This window comes from Gemmatimonadaceae bacterium, from assembly GCA_036504815.1.
GTDB lineage: Bacteria > Gemmatimonadota > Gemmatimonadetes > Gemmatimonadales > Gemmatimonadaceae > PNKL01.
The window spans coordinates 76,111-93,966 of the sequence record DASXUN010000030.1 but is presented as its reverse complement, the minus strand read 5'-3'; the positions used below and the strand labels follow the sequence as shown (position 1 = coordinate 93,966).

Sequence of the window (17,856 nt, the reverse complement as noted above, 5' to 3'; positions counted from 1 at the left end):
GCGCGGACGAAACGCATTAGGTTCAGAATCTACCGTCCCGCACGCCCCTTTGCCCCCGACGCCGTGCCCAATCGCCTCGCCCTCGAGAGCTCGCCGTATCTGCGGCAGCACATGGAGAACCCGGTCGACTGGTACCCGTGGGGCGACGAGGCCTTCGCCCGCGCCCGTGCCGAGGACAAGCCGCTGCTGCTCAGTGTCGGCTACGCCGCCTGCCACTGGTGCCACGTGATGGCGCACGAGTCGTTCGAGGATCCCGCGACGGCGGAGCTCATGAACACCGCGTTCGTGAACGTGAAGGTGGATCGCGAGGAACGGCCCGACGTCGATTCTATCTACATGCGCGCGGTGCAGGCGCTCACCCGGCATGGCGGGTGGCCGATGACGGTCTTCCTGACGCCGGAGGGGGCCCCGTTCTTCGGCGGGACATACTTTCCCCCGGAGGACCGGCACGGCATGCCGGCATTTCGGCGCGTGCTGGCGAGCGTGGCGGAGGCGTGGCGCACGCAGCGCGATGAAGTCGCGCGTGGCGCGGCAGATCTGTTGCGCATCTACGACGACGCGCCCGCCGCGCGAGAGGCGCCGGTGGACGAGAGCCTGCTCGACGACGCCACGCGCGCCGCGTTGTCCCAGTACGATCGCGTCCACGGCGGCTTCGGCGGTGCTCCGAAGTTCCCGCCCACGATGACCCTCGAGTTCCTCCTGCACCGCTGGGCGCGGACCGATGACACCGCGCTGCTGGAGGTGGTGCGGCACACGTGGGACCGCATGGTGCGCGGCGGGCTGTTCGACCAGATCGGCGGCGGATTTCACCGGTACACGGTGGACGGAACGTGGCTGGTGCCGCACTTCGAGAAAATGCTCTACGACAATGCCCTGCTCGTTCGGTTGGGGGCACATCTCTGGCAGGCGACCGGGGACGCGGGAGTGCGCGACGCGGTGGATGCCACCCTCGCGTGGATCGAACGCGAGATGACATCGCCCGACGGGGGCTTCTATGCCTCGCTCGACGCCGATTCAGAGGGGCACGAGGGGAAATTCTACGTCTGGTCGCTGTCCGAGCTGCAGCAGCATCTCGGCGCGGACGCAGCCACGCTCGCGGCATACTGGGGCGCCACGCGCGCCGGCAATTTCGAGGGGCGGAACATCCTCTTCCGGCCGCGGCCGGACGCCGAGGTCGCGACGGCGCGCGGAATGGACACCGCGACCCTTCACGCGACGGTGGCTCGCGGCCGCGCCGTGCTCGCGGCGCACCGCGACCGGCGCGTGCGCCCCGCGCGCGACGAGAAGGTCATCGCCAGCTGGAACGGCCTGATGCTGCGTGGCGTGGCGGAGTGTGCGCGCGTGTTTGGCGATGCACGATGGCGTACGCTGGCCACTCGCGCGGCGGAGTTCCTGTCCCGCCACCTCGTTCGCGACGGACGCGCCTTCCGAGCCTTCGCCGGCGGCGAAGCGCGCATCATGGGTTTTCTCGAGGATCACGCCGCGCTTGGACTCGGCTTTCTGGCGATGTATGAACTCACGTTCGAGGATCGCTGGCTCTCGGCCGCACGCGAGATGGCGGCGGCCGGCGAGCGGTTCTTCTGGGACGAACAGGCGCGAGCCTACTTCGATGCGGCGGCGGACGCCCCGCCGCTCGTCACGCGTCCGCGCGACGCATTCGACAACGCCATGCCATCGGGCACTGCGCTGGCCGTAGACCTGCAACAACGGCTGGCGGCGCTGGACGGAGAGCACCCCGGCGCCGATCGCGCCGGATCCGTGCTTGCCTCGCTCGCGGAAAGCATGCGGCAGGTTCCCTTGGCCTTCGGCCACCTGCTCTGCACCGCCGATGCCGACGTGCACGGCCCGGTGAGCGTGGTGCTCAGCGGCGTGGGCAATTCCGCCGCGCTCGAACGGCTGCGGCGCGCGGTGGCGACGGGCTACGTCCCCGCGTTGGTGCTCGCCAGCGGATCATCCAGCGACGTGCCGCTCGTGACCGGCAAGGATGCGCCCACCGGCGGCGTGGTCGCGTACGTCTGCCGCGGATTCAGCTGCGAGGCACCGACGAACGATCCCGAGGTGCTCGTCCGCCAGCTGGCGGGCGCGGCGCGCGCGTAGCGGCTACAGGTCGGCGCACGACTTGTTGATCTGCCGGCACTGGTCGCAGATCAGCTTGCACTTGCGCCAGCGGAGCGGCCCGCCGCCGCAATAGTCGCACGGCAGGTCTTCGGCGCGCGACGTGCGTGCCGCGCGCGGCGGTGTATCGGGCGGCGTGGCGGGCGGCGGGCGTCGCTCGCTGGTCACTCGAAATCGAGCGCGAGGTTCAGGGCGGGCGCGGAGTGGGTGAGCGCCCCCACCGAGATGCGATCGACGCCCGACTCGGCGATCGCGCGCACGGTGTCGAGCGTCACGCCGCCCGACGCCTCGGTCAGGACGCGTCCCCCGGCGATGGCCACGGCCTCGCGCAGCATGGCCACGTTCATGTTGTCGAGCAGCACCCCGTCGGCGCCGGCGGCGACCGCCGCGCGCACCTGCGCGAGGTCGTCGCACTCGATCTGCACGAACGTCCCCGGCGGTGCCTGCTCGCGCGAACGGCGCACCGCCATCGCCACGTCGCCGTCGAGCGCGGCCAGGTGGTTGTCCTTGACCAGCACGGCATCGGCCAGCGTCTCGCGGTGGTTGGCGCCGCCGCCGCAGCGCACTGCGTACTTCTCGAGCCGGCGCCAGCCCGGCGTCGTCTTGCGCGTGTCCACGATGCGGGCGCGCGTCCCGCGTACGGCGTCCACGAAGCGCGCGGTGAGCGTGGCGACGCCTGACAGCCGCTGCAGGAAGTTGAGCGCGCTGCGCTCGGCGGCCAGCAGGCCGCGCGCCCGGCCGTTGAGGAAGAGCACTGTCGTGCCCGGCGCCACGCGCTGTCCGTCCTCGACGTCCACCCGAATCTCCACCTTGTCGTCGCACTGACAGAACGCGGCGAGCGCGAGCGGGATGCCGCACAGGGATCCTGCTTCCCGCGCCACGAGCGCGGCGCGCGCGCGGCGCGTCGGGATGACCGTGGCCAGCGTGGTGATGTCGTTGCCGGCCTGGTCCTCGTCGAGCACACTTTTCACGAGGCGTGCCGTCTGCGCCTCGGTGAGCGGAAAGTCGGGCTCGCCCGCCGCAAACGCGGGCGCATCCATGGCGGTGATTCGCCGCGGAGGAACCCGATCCGGTGTCATTCGCCCGGGTCCACGCCTTCCGACGCGGGGGTCGGCGCCCCGGCGCCAATGGCGACCATGCGCTCGATCGCCAGCCGCGCGCGGCTGGCCACGTCCTCGGGCACCACGATGCGATGCTGCAGGTGCCGCAGCGCATCACGCACCTTGGGGAGCGTGGTCACCTTCATGTAGGCACAGGAGGCCCGCTCGTTCGCGGCGAAGAACTGCTTGCCGGGATAGGCGCGCCGAAGGCGGTGAAGGATCCCCACCTCCGTCGCCACGATGAAGGTGTCGGACGGACTGTCCCCGGGGCGCTTGATCATTCCCTCGGTGGACAGGATGTGCACGCCACGCGGATCCACATCGCCCGCCGACACCGCCTCCACCACGCTGGTGGCGCAGCCGCACTCCGGGTGAATGAGGAACTCGGCCCCGGGGTGAAGCGCCCGCTGCAGCCGGATGTTCTCCGGATCGATGCCCGCGTGCACGTGGCATTCCCCCATCCAGACGTGGATGTTGGCGCGCCCGGTCACGCGGCGCACGTGCGCGCCAAGAAACATGTCGGGGAGAAACAGGATCTCGCGGTCGGCGGGAATGGCGTTGATCACTTCCACCGCGTTTCCCGACGTGCAGCAGTAGTCGGTCTCCGCCTTCACTTCGGCCGTCGTGTTGACGTACGACACCACGATGGCGCCGGGGTGCTCGCTCTTCCACTGGCGGAGCTGCGCCGCGTCGATGGTCGACGCCAGCGAGCAGCCGGCCGCCAGGTCGGGCAACAGCACCGTCTTGGCCGGCGAGAGGATGGCCGCCGTTTCGGCCATGAAGTGCACGCCGCAGAAGACGATGACGTCCGCGTCGGTGCGGGCCGCCTCGCGTGACAGGCCCAGCGAGTCGCCCACGAAGTCCGCGGCATCCTGCACTTCCGGACGCTCGTAGTTGTGCGCCAGGATCACGGCACGGCGTTCCCGCGACAGCGCGCGGATCTCCTCGACGAGCGCGGCCGTGGCGGCCGCTTCGGGCTGGTCGATCGACATGTGGCGTAAGCTAGCCGAGCGCCTGCCATGCGGCGAGGCGGGGGTGCTGGCGGCAGGCGCGCTCACCCGCGATCATCCAGCTGTGCAGATTCTCCTCTTGCTCGGCTCCGAAGTGATCGGCCTGCTGTACTTCACGGCGATCCTGCTGCTGGTGGGCGCGACGGCGTTTCACTTCCTGATCTGGAGCCGCACGGCGCTGCCGATTGGACCGGTGCGCAACGCCACCGAGGAGCAGATGGACGCCTTGGTCGTGCGCTGGGGCACGTGGAGCGCCGCCGCGTACCTGCTGCTGACGATTCCGCGGGCGATGGGCGTGGCGTCATTGCTCTCGGACCGCTTTCCGCTGGGGAGTCGTCTCTCGGCGCTGATCCTGCGATCGGAGTGGGGCGTGGGATTCGCGGCCGCGATCGTCGCGGGCGTGCTCGCCTGGACCGGTTACCTGCTGGTGGGGAAGCGGCGGCCGATCGGATGGTGGCTGGTCCTGCTCAGCGTCCCCGTGCTGGCGGCCGGCGCCGGCTTGCAGGGACATCCCTTCGACGCCTTCTCGACGCTGACGCTCGCCCCGATCTTCGACGGCCTGCATGCGGTCGTCGTTGGCGGGTGGCTGGGCTCGTTCTTCTACCTGGTGCTGGCCGAGCGCCGCCTGCAGGCACATACCGCGTCGCCGTGGACGGATCCGCTGGGTGCGATGATCGAGCGCTATTTTCGCGTGTCGGGGCCGTTGGGAACCGCGGTACTGCTGACCGGCTTGTTCAGCTCCTCGACGCACCTCACCGGCTTCGATGACATTCAGGGCTCGCCCTATGGCCGCCTGCTGGCCGGCAAGGTGGCGATCGTCGCCATCCTGTTCGCCTTTCACGAGTACCATCGGCGTCACGCCGAGCGTCAGGCGCGCACCGGCGAGCGTGCGCAGCTGGTGCACACGATGCGCTTCCAGGCGGGGCTCATTGCGCTCGTTCTGGCGCTGACGGCGCTGCTCGCGGACACGACGCCACCCGGGGTGAATGAAGTCCGCAGCGAGGTCTTCCGCAGTGCGCCGCGCGGCGCCGCCGATTCGCGGGACGTCGAACTGCCGCGTTGAGACGGCGCGAGCGCTAGAACTCGATGTGGCGGCCGCGCCACTTGTGTTTCGGGCGCGGGAAGTCGCGGCGGAAGTGGCCACCGCGTGATTCGCGCCGCAATAGCGCCGCCATCGCGATCACCTGCGCTGTCTCGATCATGTTCGCTTCCTCGGTGGCGCCGTCCGGCAGGCGGCCGACGAGTTCATCGAGGCGCTCGACACAGGTGCGCAGCCCCTTGGCGGTGCGGTCGATCCCCGCGTACTCCCACATCAGCATGCGGACGAGGTCGGCCGCCACCTGGGCCGCGCCGCGATCGCGCAGCACGGGGACGCGCCACTCGGTCTTGCGCGGCAGGCGCGGCAGGTGCGGCCGCGTGCCCATGTCGCGCGCGACGCGTTCCGCGAAGACGAGCCCCTCGAGGAGCGAGTTCGACGCCAGCCGGTTGGCGCCATGCACCCCGGTGCAGGAGACTTCGCCGCAGGCGTACAGGCGGTCGAGCGACGACCGGCCGGCCAGGTCGGTGACGATGCCACCCATCATGTAGTGCGCGGCCGGCGTGACGGGAATCCGTTCGCGGCGCGGGTCGATGCCGCGCGCCACGCACAGGGCGAAGATCCCGGGGAAGCGCTTGGCGAAGCTGCCCTTCAATGCCCGCGCGTCGAGGAAGACGCTCCGCCCCGCCTGCTGCTCGCGGAAGATCGCGCGCGCCACCACGTCGCGCGGGGCCAGTTCGGCGCTGCGATGGATCTTGACCATGAAGCGGCTGCCGCCATCGTTGACAAGCACGGCCCCTTCGCCGCGCACGGCTTCCGAAACGAGCTGCAGCGGATTCTCCGGCGTGTCCAGCGCCGTCGGATGGAACTGCACGAACTCCATGTCCGCGAGCTTCACCCCCGCGCGATGCGCGATGGCGTACCCGTCGCCGGTGGCGACTACGGGATTGGTCGTGTACCGGAAGAGCTGTCCACAGCCTCCAGCGGCGAGCACGGTGGCATCGGCGATGATCTCCACCGCCTTCCCCATCACGCTGGCGCGCACGCCGCAGCAGCGGTCGGCATGCACGATGAGGTCCAGCACGCGGGCGCTCTCGAGCACGTGGATGTTCGGCGTCTCGCTCACGCGCTGAATGAGGGTGCGCGCCACCTCGGCCCCGGTCTGGTCGCCATGCGCGTGCACGATGCGATGCCGCGAATGCGCCGCTTCCTTGCCGAGCGAGAGCCGGCCACGGAGGTCCGTGTCAAAGCGCGCCCCGGCGCTGGCCAGTTCCTTGACCCGGGCTGGCCCCTCTGATGTGAGCACCTCGACCGCGGCGGAGTCGCAGAGCGCCGCCCCGGCCGCCAACGTATCCTTGCGGTGCAGATCGGGCGAGTCACCTGCCCCCAGCGCGGCCGCAATCCCGCCCTGCGCATAGGCCGTCGCGGAATCGAACAGCGTCCGCTTGGTCAGGACATAGACTTCGCCGTGCGCGGAGGCCCGCCACGCCGTGTGCAGTCCGGCCACACCGGAGCCGACGACGATGAACCGGGTGCGAATGCGCTGGGCCATGTCTAATGCTCGCACTTTGGCACCCGTGGGTGAAGCCCGGGCCCGAGGAGGTTGGCAGGGGGCGCCGCGCAGGCGAAATTCGGTGCATGCGTGCGTCCCCCCTCCCGAAGACCCCGGCTCGCCATGATTGACGGCGCCGGCGGCTGGCTTGCCATCGCGCTGCGGTTCGTCGCGTTCACCGCGACCACCGGCGCACTCGGGGCGTGGGCATTCCATCGGTTCGTGCTGCCGCGAGTGCCGGTCACCGCGGACGCAGCAGAACGCCAGGGGTGGCAGGCGCTGGCCGTGCGTGCCGCGACGTGGTGCTCCATCGCGGTCGCCGTCACCGCCCTCGTGCGCTCACAGGTGCCGGGGTCGGCGCTCCCGTCCGGGCCGGATGCCGTGGAGCGCCTCTTCAACAGCATCACCTGGACGATCGCCCTCCACGCGCAGGCCGTCGTGGCCGGCCTGGCCGCAATCTTCCTCGCGATGCGCGCCCGTCCGCAAACCGCGTGGCCCATCGGAGCGGAGGCGAGCGTGATCGCGCTCGCGCTCATTCCGCCGGCGCTCGCTCATGCCGGCAGCGCGCACGAACTGCAGGGCGTCGCGTATCTCGTGGATGTCGTGCACGGCGCGGCCGCGGGAGCGTGGGTGGGCGGCTTGGCGCTCCTCACCCTACTTGTCGCGCGGACGCGTTGGGCGGACGGCGGCGCGGCGGCGGCCGCGGCGCTCTTCGCAGGCTTCCATCCCGTGGCGATGGTCGCCGCGCCAACTGTCTTTGCGACGGGGCTCACCTCCGCGTGGCTTCGCATGGGCGTTCCCGAAGGGATCGCCTCCTCGAGCTACAGCGGCCTGTTCGTCGCCAAATTGCTGCTGGCGGGCGTGGTGGGATTCATCGGCGCCGGGCATTCGAAGCTGGCGACCCGGCGCGCCAGCGCGATCCGCCCGGATACGGTGGGACGCTCCCTGCTGGGTGAGTGTGTGTTTGCCCTCATCGTGCTGCTCGTGACGGCCGTCCTGGTCGGCACGCCTCCAATCGGATAGACGCACATGAAGGCACCCATCGCAGCGGCCGAGGGACGCGGCAAGCTGGTCGTCCTCATGATCACCGCCTTTATGGACATGGTGGGGATCCTGATGGTCGTTCCGCTCCTGCCGTTCTACGCCAAGGACATGCACCAGAGCGGGGTGATGGGGCGCCTGCTCGCGTCCATCGGCATGGGCGGCGAGGGGGCGGCCGTGTCGCTCCTCATTGCGACGTATGCCGTGGTGCAGTTGATGAGCGCGCCGCAGTGGGGGCGGGTGTCGGACCGGTTCGGCCGCCGGCCGGCGATGATGATTGGCCTCGGTGGCTCGGCGCTGGCGTACATCGTCTTCGCGTACGCGCCGACGCTCGACTGGCTCTTCCTCAGCCGCATCGTGCAGGGCGCGGGGGGCGGGACCGTCGGCGTCATCCAGGCGTATGTGGCCGATTCGACGAAGCCGGAAGAGCGCGCCAAGGCGCTGGGTTGGCTCTCGGCAGCGACCAACGCCGGCGTGGCGCTGGGCCCGGTGATCGGTGGCGCGGCCATGCACTTCCTCGGGAAGAGCGGTCCCGGGCTCGCCGCGGCGCTGATGTCGTGCATCACGATGCTCTTCGCCTTCCACTACCTCACCGAATCGCACGACACCGCGGCCGTGCACGCCGCCGGCAAGACGGTACGGAAGTCTGGCGAGGCCATCTGGCGCGTCGTCTCGCACAGCGCCGAACCGTCGTCGCGGCTCATCTGGATCTATGCCATCACGATGGGGTCGTTCCAGGCGCAGTCCACCGCGCTGGCCCTGTTCCTCTCCTGGAAATTCGGCGTGACGGCGGCGACGATCGGGTTCTTCTTCACGTACATCGGCGTCATCTCGGTGATCACGCGCGCGCTGATCCTCGGCAAGATGGTGGACCGATTCGGGGAGGCACAGCTGTCCCGACTGGGAATGGTGCTGCTCGCCTGCGGACTGGGCGGCATGCCCTTCGCGCCCAACATTCCGGTGCTCGCCATCGCGGTGGCGCTCGTGCCGCTGGGCACGGCCTTCACCTTCCCGTGCGTCACCGGGCTGCTGAGCCGTGTCGTCGCGTCACACGAGCGCGGCCTGTACATGGGCGTGCAGCAGACGTTCGGCGGCATTGCCCGCGTGGCGGGCCCGCTCTACTTCGGATGGGCGTACGATCACCTGGGCCAGCAGGTGCCGTTCCTCACTGCCGCGGCGGTGGTGCTCCTGACCATCCTGCTGGGACTCGACATGGAATCGTACGGGCAGCCTGCGGTCGAGGATGCCCGGTAGACTGGCGCGCGGACCTCGCGTGTTTACGAAGGGGTCGCGCCCGGCTCCGCGTCGAGCACCGCGCGGGCGATGTCGACCATCTTCTTGGAGCGGTCCTGGGACGACCGTTGCAGGATGCGGTACGCCTCGGGCTCGGAGCAGCCCGTGCGGCGCATCAGGATTCCCTTGGCCCGCTCGATGAGCTTGCGGTCTTCGAGCATCTGCTTGAGATCGAGCGCCTCCTGGCGGGCCTGGCGCAGCGCGGTTGCGCGCGCGACGGCGAGCCGGATGGCCGAGTCGAGCACCCGGGGCGGCACCGGCTTCGTGAGGAAGGCGACGGCCCCCGAAGCATCAGCTTCGGCATCGGTAAGCCGGATCGTCTCGTCTCCGCTGATCAGCAGGATGGCGGTGCCGGGAAGGGCGCGCGAGATGGCCTGCGCCGCCTCGATGCCGTTGGCGCCTGGAAGCAGAACGTCCATCAGGATCGCGTCGGGGCGCAGGGTCTTGGCGCGCTCCTCGGCCGTCGCGGCGTCGGGCACGGCGTCAAGCACGTCATGGCCGAGCGTCGTGAGCAATTCCGTCAGCGATTCACGGGCGGTGAGTTCGTCATCGACGACGAGGACTCGGGCGCTGGTTGCGGAAACGGGGGTCATGGTGGCGGCCATTGGAATACCGTTGTACTCACCGAACAGCGGCGAAGCGGGGTAAGCTGAGGACCGCGACTGCACCGCCGGAAACAACTGTTCCGAGGGTGAGTTCGCCGTTGTGGCGACGCGCGATGCCCCAGGCTGCTGACAGTCCGAGCCCCGCGTCGAGCTCTCCCTTGGATGAAATGAAAGGGTCGAACGCGACTTCCGCCATCCCTTCCGTCAGGCCGGCCCCCGCGTCACGCACTTCGAGGACGGCGCGATCCCCGTCCGACCAGGTGCGGACGCGAATGACGCCACCAGCCGGGGTCGCCTCCATCGCATTGAGGAGCAGTTCGAAGACCGCGGTCCTGAGGTCGTTCCCGTCGCCGGCCACCGGCAACTCGGCGACTGCCTCGCAGGCAAATCGGGGCGCCGCATTCGGCTGCGATGCCGCCAGCGTCGTGCAGAGCGCCACCGTCTCCCGGACTGCCGCCGACAGGTCCACGACGGCGTCGTCGGGAAAGCGTTCGGCGTCCTGCCGAAGGAAATCGCGAAGCCGGTCGAGCACCCGGCCGCGCACCTGCGCCATCTGCGCGAGCCGCCGGGCGAGTTCACGCACCTTCGCTGGATCCTCCGCCTGCTGCTCGAGCACGAAGGCGGCGTTGGCGATGGGCATCAGGACATTGCGGAACTCGTGCATCAGTCCCGCCGCCACGCGTCCCGCCGCGGCCAGTCGTTGCTCGCGGGGGGTGGTGCCGGTCACCGTTGGCCCAAGCTCGCGCTTCGTCATGCTGAACCTCCTCCTGCAGGTCGCGCCCCGAATTGTGGCGGCGCGCGGTCAGGCGGCCGCCGTCTCCGGCTTCCGGCCGAACAGCATCCCGACCATCACCACCGTCACCGCGCCGATGACGTTATACCACAGGTACGCCACCGATGGCGCGCTGAAGTTCACGGCGCCGACCGCCGCCATGCCGGCCAGCAGGCCATAGAACGCACCACTGCCCCGCGTGCGCGGAATCATGGCGAGCAGGAAGACGCCGAGGATGGAACCGTAGAAATACGACCCGAACCGGTTCACCACCTCGATGAGCGAACCGAGGTTGGCCGCGAAGGTCGCCACCACGCAGGCAAAGACGCCCCAGGCCCCGGTGGCCGCGCGCGACACCTTGAGGTAGTGCGCGTCGTCCGCTTCGGGGCGCACCCACCGCCGATAGAGATCGATGACCGTTGTGCTCGACAGCGACGCCAGTTCACCCGCCACGGCCGACATCGCCGCGGCGATGACGGCCGCGATGAAGATGCCCGTCAGGCCGATGGGGAGCTCGGTGAGCACGAAGTGCGGAATGATGTAGTTCACGTCCGACACCGGCTTCGCCCCGGGAGCGGCGCCGATCTTCATCGCGTCCGTCCGCACGGCCGCCACCGCCTGGTCGCTGGCGCGCAGGTCGCGGCGCGGCGCGTCGGCGGAGGCGGGCGCCGCCGAGAGCGCGCGCGCCGCACTGGCCCTGAGGGCCAGCGCCGCGTCATAGCGCGCCGACACCGCGGCGAACGCCGCCGGGTCGGCCGCTTTCGCGCGCGCGGCCTGCGCCGGGTTGTAGTACAGCGGCGGCGGCGTGAAGAGGTAAAAGACGAAGACCAGCACGCCGACCAGCAGCACCATCGCCTGCAACGGGATCTTCCAGTACGCGCTGATCAGGTGCGAACTGCGCGCCTCGTCCACGGACTTCGCGGTGAGATAGCGCTGGACCTGGCTCTGGTCCGTCCCGAAATACGAGAGCATCAGGAACGTGCCGCCGATGATCCCGCTCCAGAACGTGTACTGCTTGGTGAGCGTGAAGTCGAAGTCGAAGACCTGCAGCCGTCCCGCCGCTCCGGCGACGCGGAGGGCATCGTCCGGGTTGACGGGGATGCGCATCAGCAGCACGACGATGACCGCGACGATCGCCGTGATGACGAGGACCATCTGCTTGACGTCGGTCCACGCCACCGCCTGCACGCCGCCGATCATCGTGTAGATCACCGTCGGCACGCCGATGAGGGCAACGGCATAGGGAATCGGCATGCCGAAGATGGAGGCAAACACCACCGCCGGCGCCGCAATGATGGTGCCGCACGAGAGCCCCCGCGACAGCAGGAAGAGCAGGCTGGTGAGCGACCGGGTGCGGGCGTCGAAGCGCTTCTCGAGAAACTCGTACGCCGTGTACACCTTCGCGCCGTGGAGGAACGGCACCAGCGTCACGCCGAGGATCACCAGCGCCACCGGCAGCCCGAAGTAGAACTGCACGAAGCGCATCCCGTCATTCGCGCCCTGCCCCGTCGTGCCAATCATCGTGATGGCCGACAGCTGCGTGGCCATCACCGACAGCCCCACCACCCACCACGGCAGGCTGCGGTTGCCGAGGAAGTACCCCTCCAGCTTCTTCGTCCCCTTGGCGCGACGGATCCCGTCGATCGAGATGTACGCGAGGTAGCCGATGACGATCGCCCAATTGATCCAGTGCATGGCTACCACCCGTATCGCGTCTGCAGCAGGAACAGCAGCGCCCACGCCACCAATTCAGCGGCGAGCACGCGCAGGAGCACCCGGCGGAACGGCGTGCTCACGGCTGCACGCGCGCCGGCCTGGGCGCCGCCGCGCCCCGCCCCTGCGACAGCAGGTTCACGAACAGGCGCGCGCTTCCCGGCACGCCTGCCGGGAACTGCCGGAAGAGCGACAGCGTGGTGTACACGTACGTCCCCTTGCCATAGGTCGCCATCAGCATCGCGCCGCGATTTGCGGGCTCGTCGGGATCATGCATTTCCACCGGCGTCTCGTAGAGGCGGTCGATCTCGCCGGGCATGTAGAGCGCCCGCTCCTGTACCCAATTCGTCCAGTCGGCCTCAGTGATCCTGTTGGGCCAGTTCAGCAGCCGCGACTTGGGGTCGAGCACCGTCACCGGCGCGTCCTCGAGCGTCACGCGCTGCGCGGTACGTCCGAGCGACACCGGATACGGCATCAGGCCGGGGCGCGCCATTTCCTGCTGTCCGTACTGCACCAGCATCGTGCCGCCGTCCTTGACGAACTGCAGCAGGCGCCGGTTGTATGCGCGCAGTTCAGGTGACGCCTGATACGCCCGCGGGCCGACGATCACCGTGGTGAAGCGGGTGAGATCGAGCAGCGGAAGTTCGGCTGGCGTGACGACCGTCAGCGGAACGCCGAGCTGGCGCAGTCCGGCCGCCGAGAGATCGCCGACGCCCTGCACGTACGCCACCTGCAACCCGGCGGGGACGGTGATATTCACGGCCTGCAGCCAGACGCCCGACGAGCGATAGAGGCGAATGGGGTGGATGTGCGAGTACTCGATGGTCCGGAAGCCCTCGGCGTACCGCCCCATCTCCCCTTCTGCGATGACCCCGAACTCGTAGCGTCCCTCGACCAGCGTGCCACGGATGCGGAGGAAGAGTTCGCGCGACTCGAGCGGTTCGAGTGACAGGGTGCGCGTCACTGAGTCGACCGTGATCCCCTTGGGCGCGAGCACCTTGAGCGTATAGGTGCGCGGGGTGGTCGAGTACGACTGCACCGTGAGGCGCAGCATCCGGTCCATCGGCTTGCCGGCCGGCAGCCACTCAAGGCCGCGGTCGAAGGCGAGGGACACGGCCGGCGCCCCACCCACGGGACGGTTCTGCTCGCCCAGCACCGGGTCGGCAAAACGATAGACGAACGGTTCAGGCGCCGAAGAGACCGTGACGCCGGCGATCTCGACGTCCACCCCCGCCTCGGATTCGCGTCGCGAATCCTCGCGCAACGCGACGCCGCGCAGCATCCCGGTGGAAACGGCCGACACGCGGCTGAGCCCGTCCGCCGGCGATCGGCGGTCGGCGAACATGTCGCCCTGCCGGCCGCCCACCCACCACGGACGCGTGTCCACGAGACCGACGAGCATGCACATCGTGCGCCACGAGCTGTCGGGCGCAATCACGGCCGGCGCGGGCAGCGGCGTCGTGTGGCCATTGACGCGCACGGCGCGCACGGTCACCGGCTGCGTGCCGCGGTTGTACACCGTGATCGTGCCCGGCATCGAGTCGCCGAAGGCCAGCAGTTCGCGTTCCGCCGTCACTTCCACCGCCACGCCGGCGGCCTCGAGCAGTGCCTCGTTGCTGCGCGCATACATCAGCTCCACGGCCGCATCGGCGTCGAGCTGGGCTGGCGTGCAGTTCACGAAGTCCTGCCGGCGGCGCCAGCCGACCGGCACGACGCACGGCAGCCAGTCCCGGCGCGCGGCCGACACGGCGCGCGCCACGGCCGACAGGTGCGGCACCAGGCGGTCGGGGCGCCGGAGGTCCGCCACCGCCCGCGCGGAATCCGCGTAGGCGCGGGCGATCTGCAGCTGCGCGCGCGCCGCCGTCGTCAAGCCGGCGTCGAGCCGCGCGAGCGACGTGTCGATGCCGTCGAAGATCGAGCGCTCGCTCGTGGCGGGCGTCGCCTCGTTCACCCGGCTGGCCTGCCGTGCAACGGCGTCCATGGAGACCCCGCGGCGCTGCAGCACGCCGAAGCCCTGCGAGCGGTGCTGGCTTCGGCTCTCGCCGGCGATCTCCGCGTAGCTGCGGCCGGCGACGGGGTCATACTCACCCACGTTGAACGAAATCGTGGCCTGCACTCCCGTGAAACGGGCGCCGCGATAGAACTTCTGCGCTGCCCACGCGGGGCCGTACTGCTCGACCGGAAACCGCACGGTGTCCGCCGACAGGTCGTACGCCTCGCGCGCCACGATCCCCGACACCTGATGGTGCCCGTGGCCGTCGCGCGGCGTTCCCGAGAAGACCGCCACGATCACGTTGGGCCGGAAGGCGCGGACCACCGTCACGACGTCGCGCAGCACGTCTTCGTGATCCCAGTGCTTAAAGGTCTCCTCGGCGCTCTTGGAGAAGCCGAAATCGTAGGCGCGCGTGAAGTACTGTCGACCGCCGTCGATACGCCGCGCGGCGAGCAGTTCCTCGGTGCGAATGGCGCCGAGCGCCTCGCCAAGCTCGTTGCCGATGAGGTTCTGCCCGCCGTCGCCGCGCGTCAGCGACAGGTAGGCGGTCTCGACGTGGCGCCCGCGGCTGAGCCAGGCGATGAGCTGCGTGTCCTCGTCGTCCGGGTGCGCGGCGATGACGAGCACGCGCGGCGTGACGGTGAGGCCGTGCACCAGGTGATCCAACGCCGCCGCGCCGTGGTCCTGCCCGAGGGCGGAGCGCGGCGCGGTCAGTATGAGCAGCACGGCGCACGCCAGGAGCGCGCGCAGCGGGCGCATCGTCATGCGGATTCCTCCGGAAGACTCCTGCTACTTCGCGAGTGCGGCCGAGCGCCGCGTGCCGGCGCCGCCACGTGGCGGCGGTACCTCGAGCGCGTCCTGCACGATACGCCCTTGCTCGTCCGCGTGCGCCTTGGGATAGCCCTCGGCCGGGCTCGCCCGCTCCGGCCGCCCGATGTAGCGGATGACCAGGGCATTGCCCGCCGCGACGCGGAGACGCGGTGCCACGTAGCTCCACGCCCCCATGTTCTTGGGTTCTTCCTGCACCCACGCCACTTCGTCGATGTTCGGGTAGCGGTCGACGAGGCGTGACACATCGTCGAGCGGCCAGGGGTACAGCGCCTCCACCCGCACCACCGCCACGTGATCGCCCGGCTCCTTGGCCATCAGGTCGTAATAGACCTTGCCGGTGCAGAACACGAGGCGGCGCACCTGCTCGCGCTTGCTCTCGCCACGCGGATCGTCGATGACGGGCTGAAACGTCCCCGTCGCAAGATCGGCGAGCCGTGACGCCGCCTGCGGCAGGCGCAACAGCGACTTGGGCTGCATGAGGATGAGCGGCCGGCGAGGCTCGCGCCGCGCCTGCCAGCGCAGGAGGTGGAAGTACTGCGCCGGCGTCGAGGGATACGCCACCGTCATGTTGTTCTCGGCGCACAGCTGCAGGAAACGCTCGAGGCGTGCGCTCGAGTGCTCCGGTCCCTGCCCTTCGTAGCCGTGCGGCAACAGCAGGACGAGCCCGCTGTCCTGCCCCCACTTGGCGCGGTCGGCCACGAGGAATTGGTCGATCATCGGCTGCGCCACGTTCACGAAGTCGCCGAACTGTCCTTCCCACAGCGTCAGCGTGTCCCGGGCGGCCACGCTAAAGCCATACTCGAAGCCCATCACCGCCATCTCGCTGAGGGCGGAGTTGTGGATCTCAAGCGTCGCCGTCGCGCTGGGGAGGTGCTGCAGCGGCACGTACTTGCGCCCGGTCTTCACGTCGCTCAGCACCGCGTGCCGGTGCGAGAACGTGCCGCGTTCGGCGTCCTGCCCCGTGAGGCGCACCGAGGTGCCGGTGGCGATGAGCGATCCGAAGGCGAGCGCTTCCGCATGTCCCCAGTCGATGCCGCCCGTGTCGCCCAGCGCGTCGCGCCGGCGCTCCAGCTGCTTGGCCAGACGCGGGTGCGGCGCGAAATCGGCGGGATACTGCAGCAGCTGCTCGTTCAGCGCCGCCAGCGTTTCGGCGCGCACCGCCGTGCCGGCAATCGGCGGGAAGGCCGGCGCTTCGCCCTCGTGCGATGGCGCATGCGGTGCCGCGGACTCTCCGCGCGGCATGGCGGCATGAATCGCCTGCAGCCGTTCGGCGACTGCGCGCTCCGCCGCGTCGACGTCCGCCTGCGTCGCCGCGCCCTCGGCGATCAGCCGCTGGCCCCACACCTGGCGCGGCGTTGGATGCTTCTTGATCAGCTCGTACTGCAGGGGCTGTGTGTACGTGGGCTCGTCGCCCTCGTTGTGCCCGTGACGGCGATAACCGACCAGGTCGATGAGGAAGTCGCGCTTGAACTGCTGCCGGTACGCCACGGCGATGCGCATGGCCGCCACGCACGCTTCGGCATCATCCGCATTCACGTGGATCACCGGGATCTCGAAGCCCTTCGCGAGGTCACTCGCATAGCGCGTCGAGCGCGAATCGGTGGGGTCGGTGGTGAAGCCGACCTGGTTGTTCACGATGATGTGCACCGTGCCGCCCACCGAGTAGCCGTCGAGGCGCGACAGGTTCAGCGTCTCGGCCACGATCCCTTCGCCGGGGAAGGCCGCGTCGCCGTGGATGCACACCGGAATCACGGTGCGCTCATCACGGTCGAGCGGATGTCCGGCAACGCGCTGCTCGGCGCGTGCCAGTCCCATCAGCACCGGATTGACCACTTCGAGGTGACTCGGATTCGGCGTGAGCGAGACGTCGAGCGTCGCGCCGTTCGCGGCAACCTTTGATCCCTCGAAGCCCAGGTGGTACTTCACGTCGCCCGTCGACGTGCCGTCGAGGTGATCGTGCCGGCCCTCGAACTCGGCAAATACCTGCTCGAACGGCTTGCCCAGGATATGGGTGAGCACGCTGAGCCGCCCACGGTGCGCCATGGAGATTGCCACGTGGCGTACGCCCACCGTCGCGGCTTCGTCCAGCGCGCTGTCGAGCATCGGCACGAGGGCGTCGGTTCCCTCGATCGAGAATCGTTTGTAGCCGACGTACGCCTTGCCGAGGAACCGCTCGAACCCGTCCACCTCAGAGAGGCGGCGGAGCACGGTGTGCTTCTCCTCGACGGTCAGCGGTCGCGTCAGCTGCTCCGCGGTGAAGACCGCGCGGAACCACTGGCGCTCCTCCTCCGACCCGCAGTGGACGAACTCCGCCGCAAGGTTGCGCGTGTAGCGGAACTTGAGACGCTCGGCGACGTCGCGCGCCGTGGCGAGGTGCGGGAAGTCGATGGCCGCGCCGGTCACCAGGTCCAGATCGGCATCCGTGATGCCGTAGTGTTCGAGCGTCAGCTCGACGGCCCCGGGGGGCGGCGTACCGAGCGGATCGAGTTGCACCGCGAGGTGTCCATACCGGCGAATGGCGGCGGTGTAGCGCGCCACGCCCGCCACCTTGCGGGCAAACTCCTGTGCGTCCCCGCCCGGCGCGGCCATCGGCACCGCTGCTCGGGCCGGCGTGGCGCCGCCGAGCGCTTCGGCGAGGCGGAAGATCTGTCGCCAGGACTCATCCACCGAGTTCGGATCGCGGCGGTAGGCCTCGAACTGTTCGGCGATGTAGCCGTCGTTGAAGACGGAAGAGACTGGGAGGCTCATAACAGCAGGAATCTAATCAGGGCGGGGGCGATCCGAGAGCGGGACCG

At 69.7% G+C, this 17,856-nt stretch carries 13 protein-coding genes; 4 read left to right on the top strand and 9 right to left on the bottom strand.

The window, feature by feature from the left end; genetic code table 11:
- Positions 1 to 63: 63 nt before the first annotated feature.
- Positions 64 to 2,097 (top strand): thioredoxin domain-containing protein, encoded by a 2,034-nt coding sequence (locus VGJ96_14515; GenBank protein HEY3288330.1) that lies wholly within the window; start codon positions 64 to 66, stop codon positions 2,095 to 2,097.
- A gap of 3 nt (positions 2,098 to 2,100) precedes the next feature.
- Here the strand turns inward: VGJ96_14515 and VGJ96_14510 are convergent, their stop codons facing one another.
- From VGJ96_14510 to nadA, 3 genes are read right to left on the bottom strand one after another with little or no spacing between them, the layout of a single operon-like run.
- On the bottom strand, positions 2,101 to 2,283 hold the full coding sequence (locus tag VGJ96_14510) for a hypothetical protein (GenBank protein HEY3288329.1): 183 nt from the start codon (positions 2,281 to 2,283) through the stop codon (positions 2,101 to 2,103).
- On the bottom strand, positions 2,280 to 3,155 hold the full coding sequence (gene nadC / locus VGJ96_14505; protein ID HEY3288328.1) for a carboxylating nicotinate-nucleotide diphosphorylase: 876 nt from the start codon (positions 3,153 to 3,155) through the stop codon (positions 2,280 to 2,282). The genes VGJ96_14510 and nadC overlap by 4 nt, the downstream gene beginning before the upstream one ends.
- Before the next feature lie 35 nt (positions 3,156 to 3,190).
- On the bottom strand, positions 3,191 to 4,207 hold the full coding sequence (gene nadA / locus VGJ96_14500; protein ID HEY3288327.1) for a quinolinate synthase NadA: 1,017 nt from the start codon (positions 4,205 to 4,207) through the stop codon (positions 3,191 to 3,193).
- On the opposite strand from nadA, the gene VGJ96_14495 reads away from it, so the two are divergent.
- Positions 4,206 to 5,288: a CopD family protein gene (locus VGJ96_14495; GenBank protein HEY3288326.1), complete on the top strand. Its 1,083-nt coding sequence runs from the start codon at positions 4,206 to 4,208 to the stop codon at positions 5,286 to 5,288. The genes nadA and VGJ96_14495 overlap by 2 nt on opposite strands.
- 13 nt (positions 5,289 to 5,301) lie before the next feature.
- Here VGJ96_14495 and VGJ96_14490 read toward each other — a convergent pair whose 3' ends face one another.
- On the bottom strand, positions 5,302 to 6,813 hold the full coding sequence (locus VGJ96_14490) for an L-aspartate oxidase (GenBank protein ID HEY3288325.1): 1,512 nt from the start codon (positions 6,811 to 6,813) through the stop codon (positions 5,302 to 5,304).
- A gap of 123 nt (positions 6,814 to 6,936) precedes the next feature.
- Here VGJ96_14490 and VGJ96_14485 point away from each other — a divergent pair, with 123 nt between their 5' ends.
- Positions 6,937 to 7,836 (top strand): CopD family protein, encoded by a 900-nt coding sequence (locus tag VGJ96_14485; GenBank protein HEY3288324.1) that lies wholly within the window; start codon positions 6,937 to 6,939, stop codon positions 7,834 to 7,836.
- A gap of 6 nt (positions 7,837 to 7,842) precedes the next feature.
- Positions 7,843 to 9,108 carry an MFS transporter gene (locus VGJ96_14480; GenBank protein HEY3288323.1) on the top strand — a complete coding sequence of 422 codons (1,266 nt, stop codon included), beginning with the start codon at positions 7,843 to 7,845 and terminating at the stop codon, positions 9,106 to 9,108.
- A 23-nt stretch (positions 9,109 to 9,131) separates the two neighbouring features.
- On the opposite strand, the gene VGJ96_14475 is transcribed toward VGJ96_14480, so the two are convergent.
- The 5 genes from VGJ96_14475 to VGJ96_14455 all read right to left on the bottom strand — a co-directional run bounded on the left by VGJ96_14475 (position 9,132) and on the right by VGJ96_14455 (position 17,809).
- Positions 9,132 to 9,752 (bottom strand): ANTAR domain-containing protein, encoded by a 621-nt coding sequence (locus VGJ96_14475; protein ID HEY3288322.1) that lies wholly within the window; start codon positions 9,750 to 9,752, stop codon positions 9,132 to 9,134.
- A 16-nt stretch (positions 9,753 to 9,768) separates the two neighbouring features.
- Positions 9,769 to 10,506 carry an ATP-binding protein gene (locus VGJ96_14470; protein HEY3288321.1) on the bottom strand — a complete coding sequence of 246 codons (738 nt, stop codon included), beginning with the start codon at positions 10,504 to 10,506 and terminating at the stop codon, positions 9,769 to 9,771.
- Positions 10,507 to 10,554: 48 nt separating this feature from the next.
- The gene (locus tag VGJ96_14465; protein ID HEY3288320.1) at positions 10,555 to 12,219 is read right to left on the bottom strand and encodes a sodium:solute symporter; all 1,665 of its coding nucleotides are present in this window, start codon (positions 12,217 to 12,219) and stop codon (positions 10,555 to 10,557) included.
- Between the two features lie 97 nt (positions 12,220 to 12,316).
- The gene (locus tag VGJ96_14460; protein HEY3288319.1) at positions 12,317 to 14,995 is read right to left on the bottom strand and encodes a PIG-L family deacetylase; all 2,679 of its coding nucleotides are present in this window, start codon (positions 14,993 to 14,995) and stop codon (positions 12,317 to 12,319) included.
- Positions 14,996 to 15,019: 24 nt separating this feature from the next.
- Entirely contained in the window at positions 15,020 to 17,809 is a 2,790-nt protein-coding gene (locus tag VGJ96_14455) for a 2-oxoglutarate dehydrogenase E1 component (protein ID HEY3288318.1), read from the bottom strand.
- Between the last annotated feature and the right edge of the window lie 47 nt (positions 17,810 to 17,856).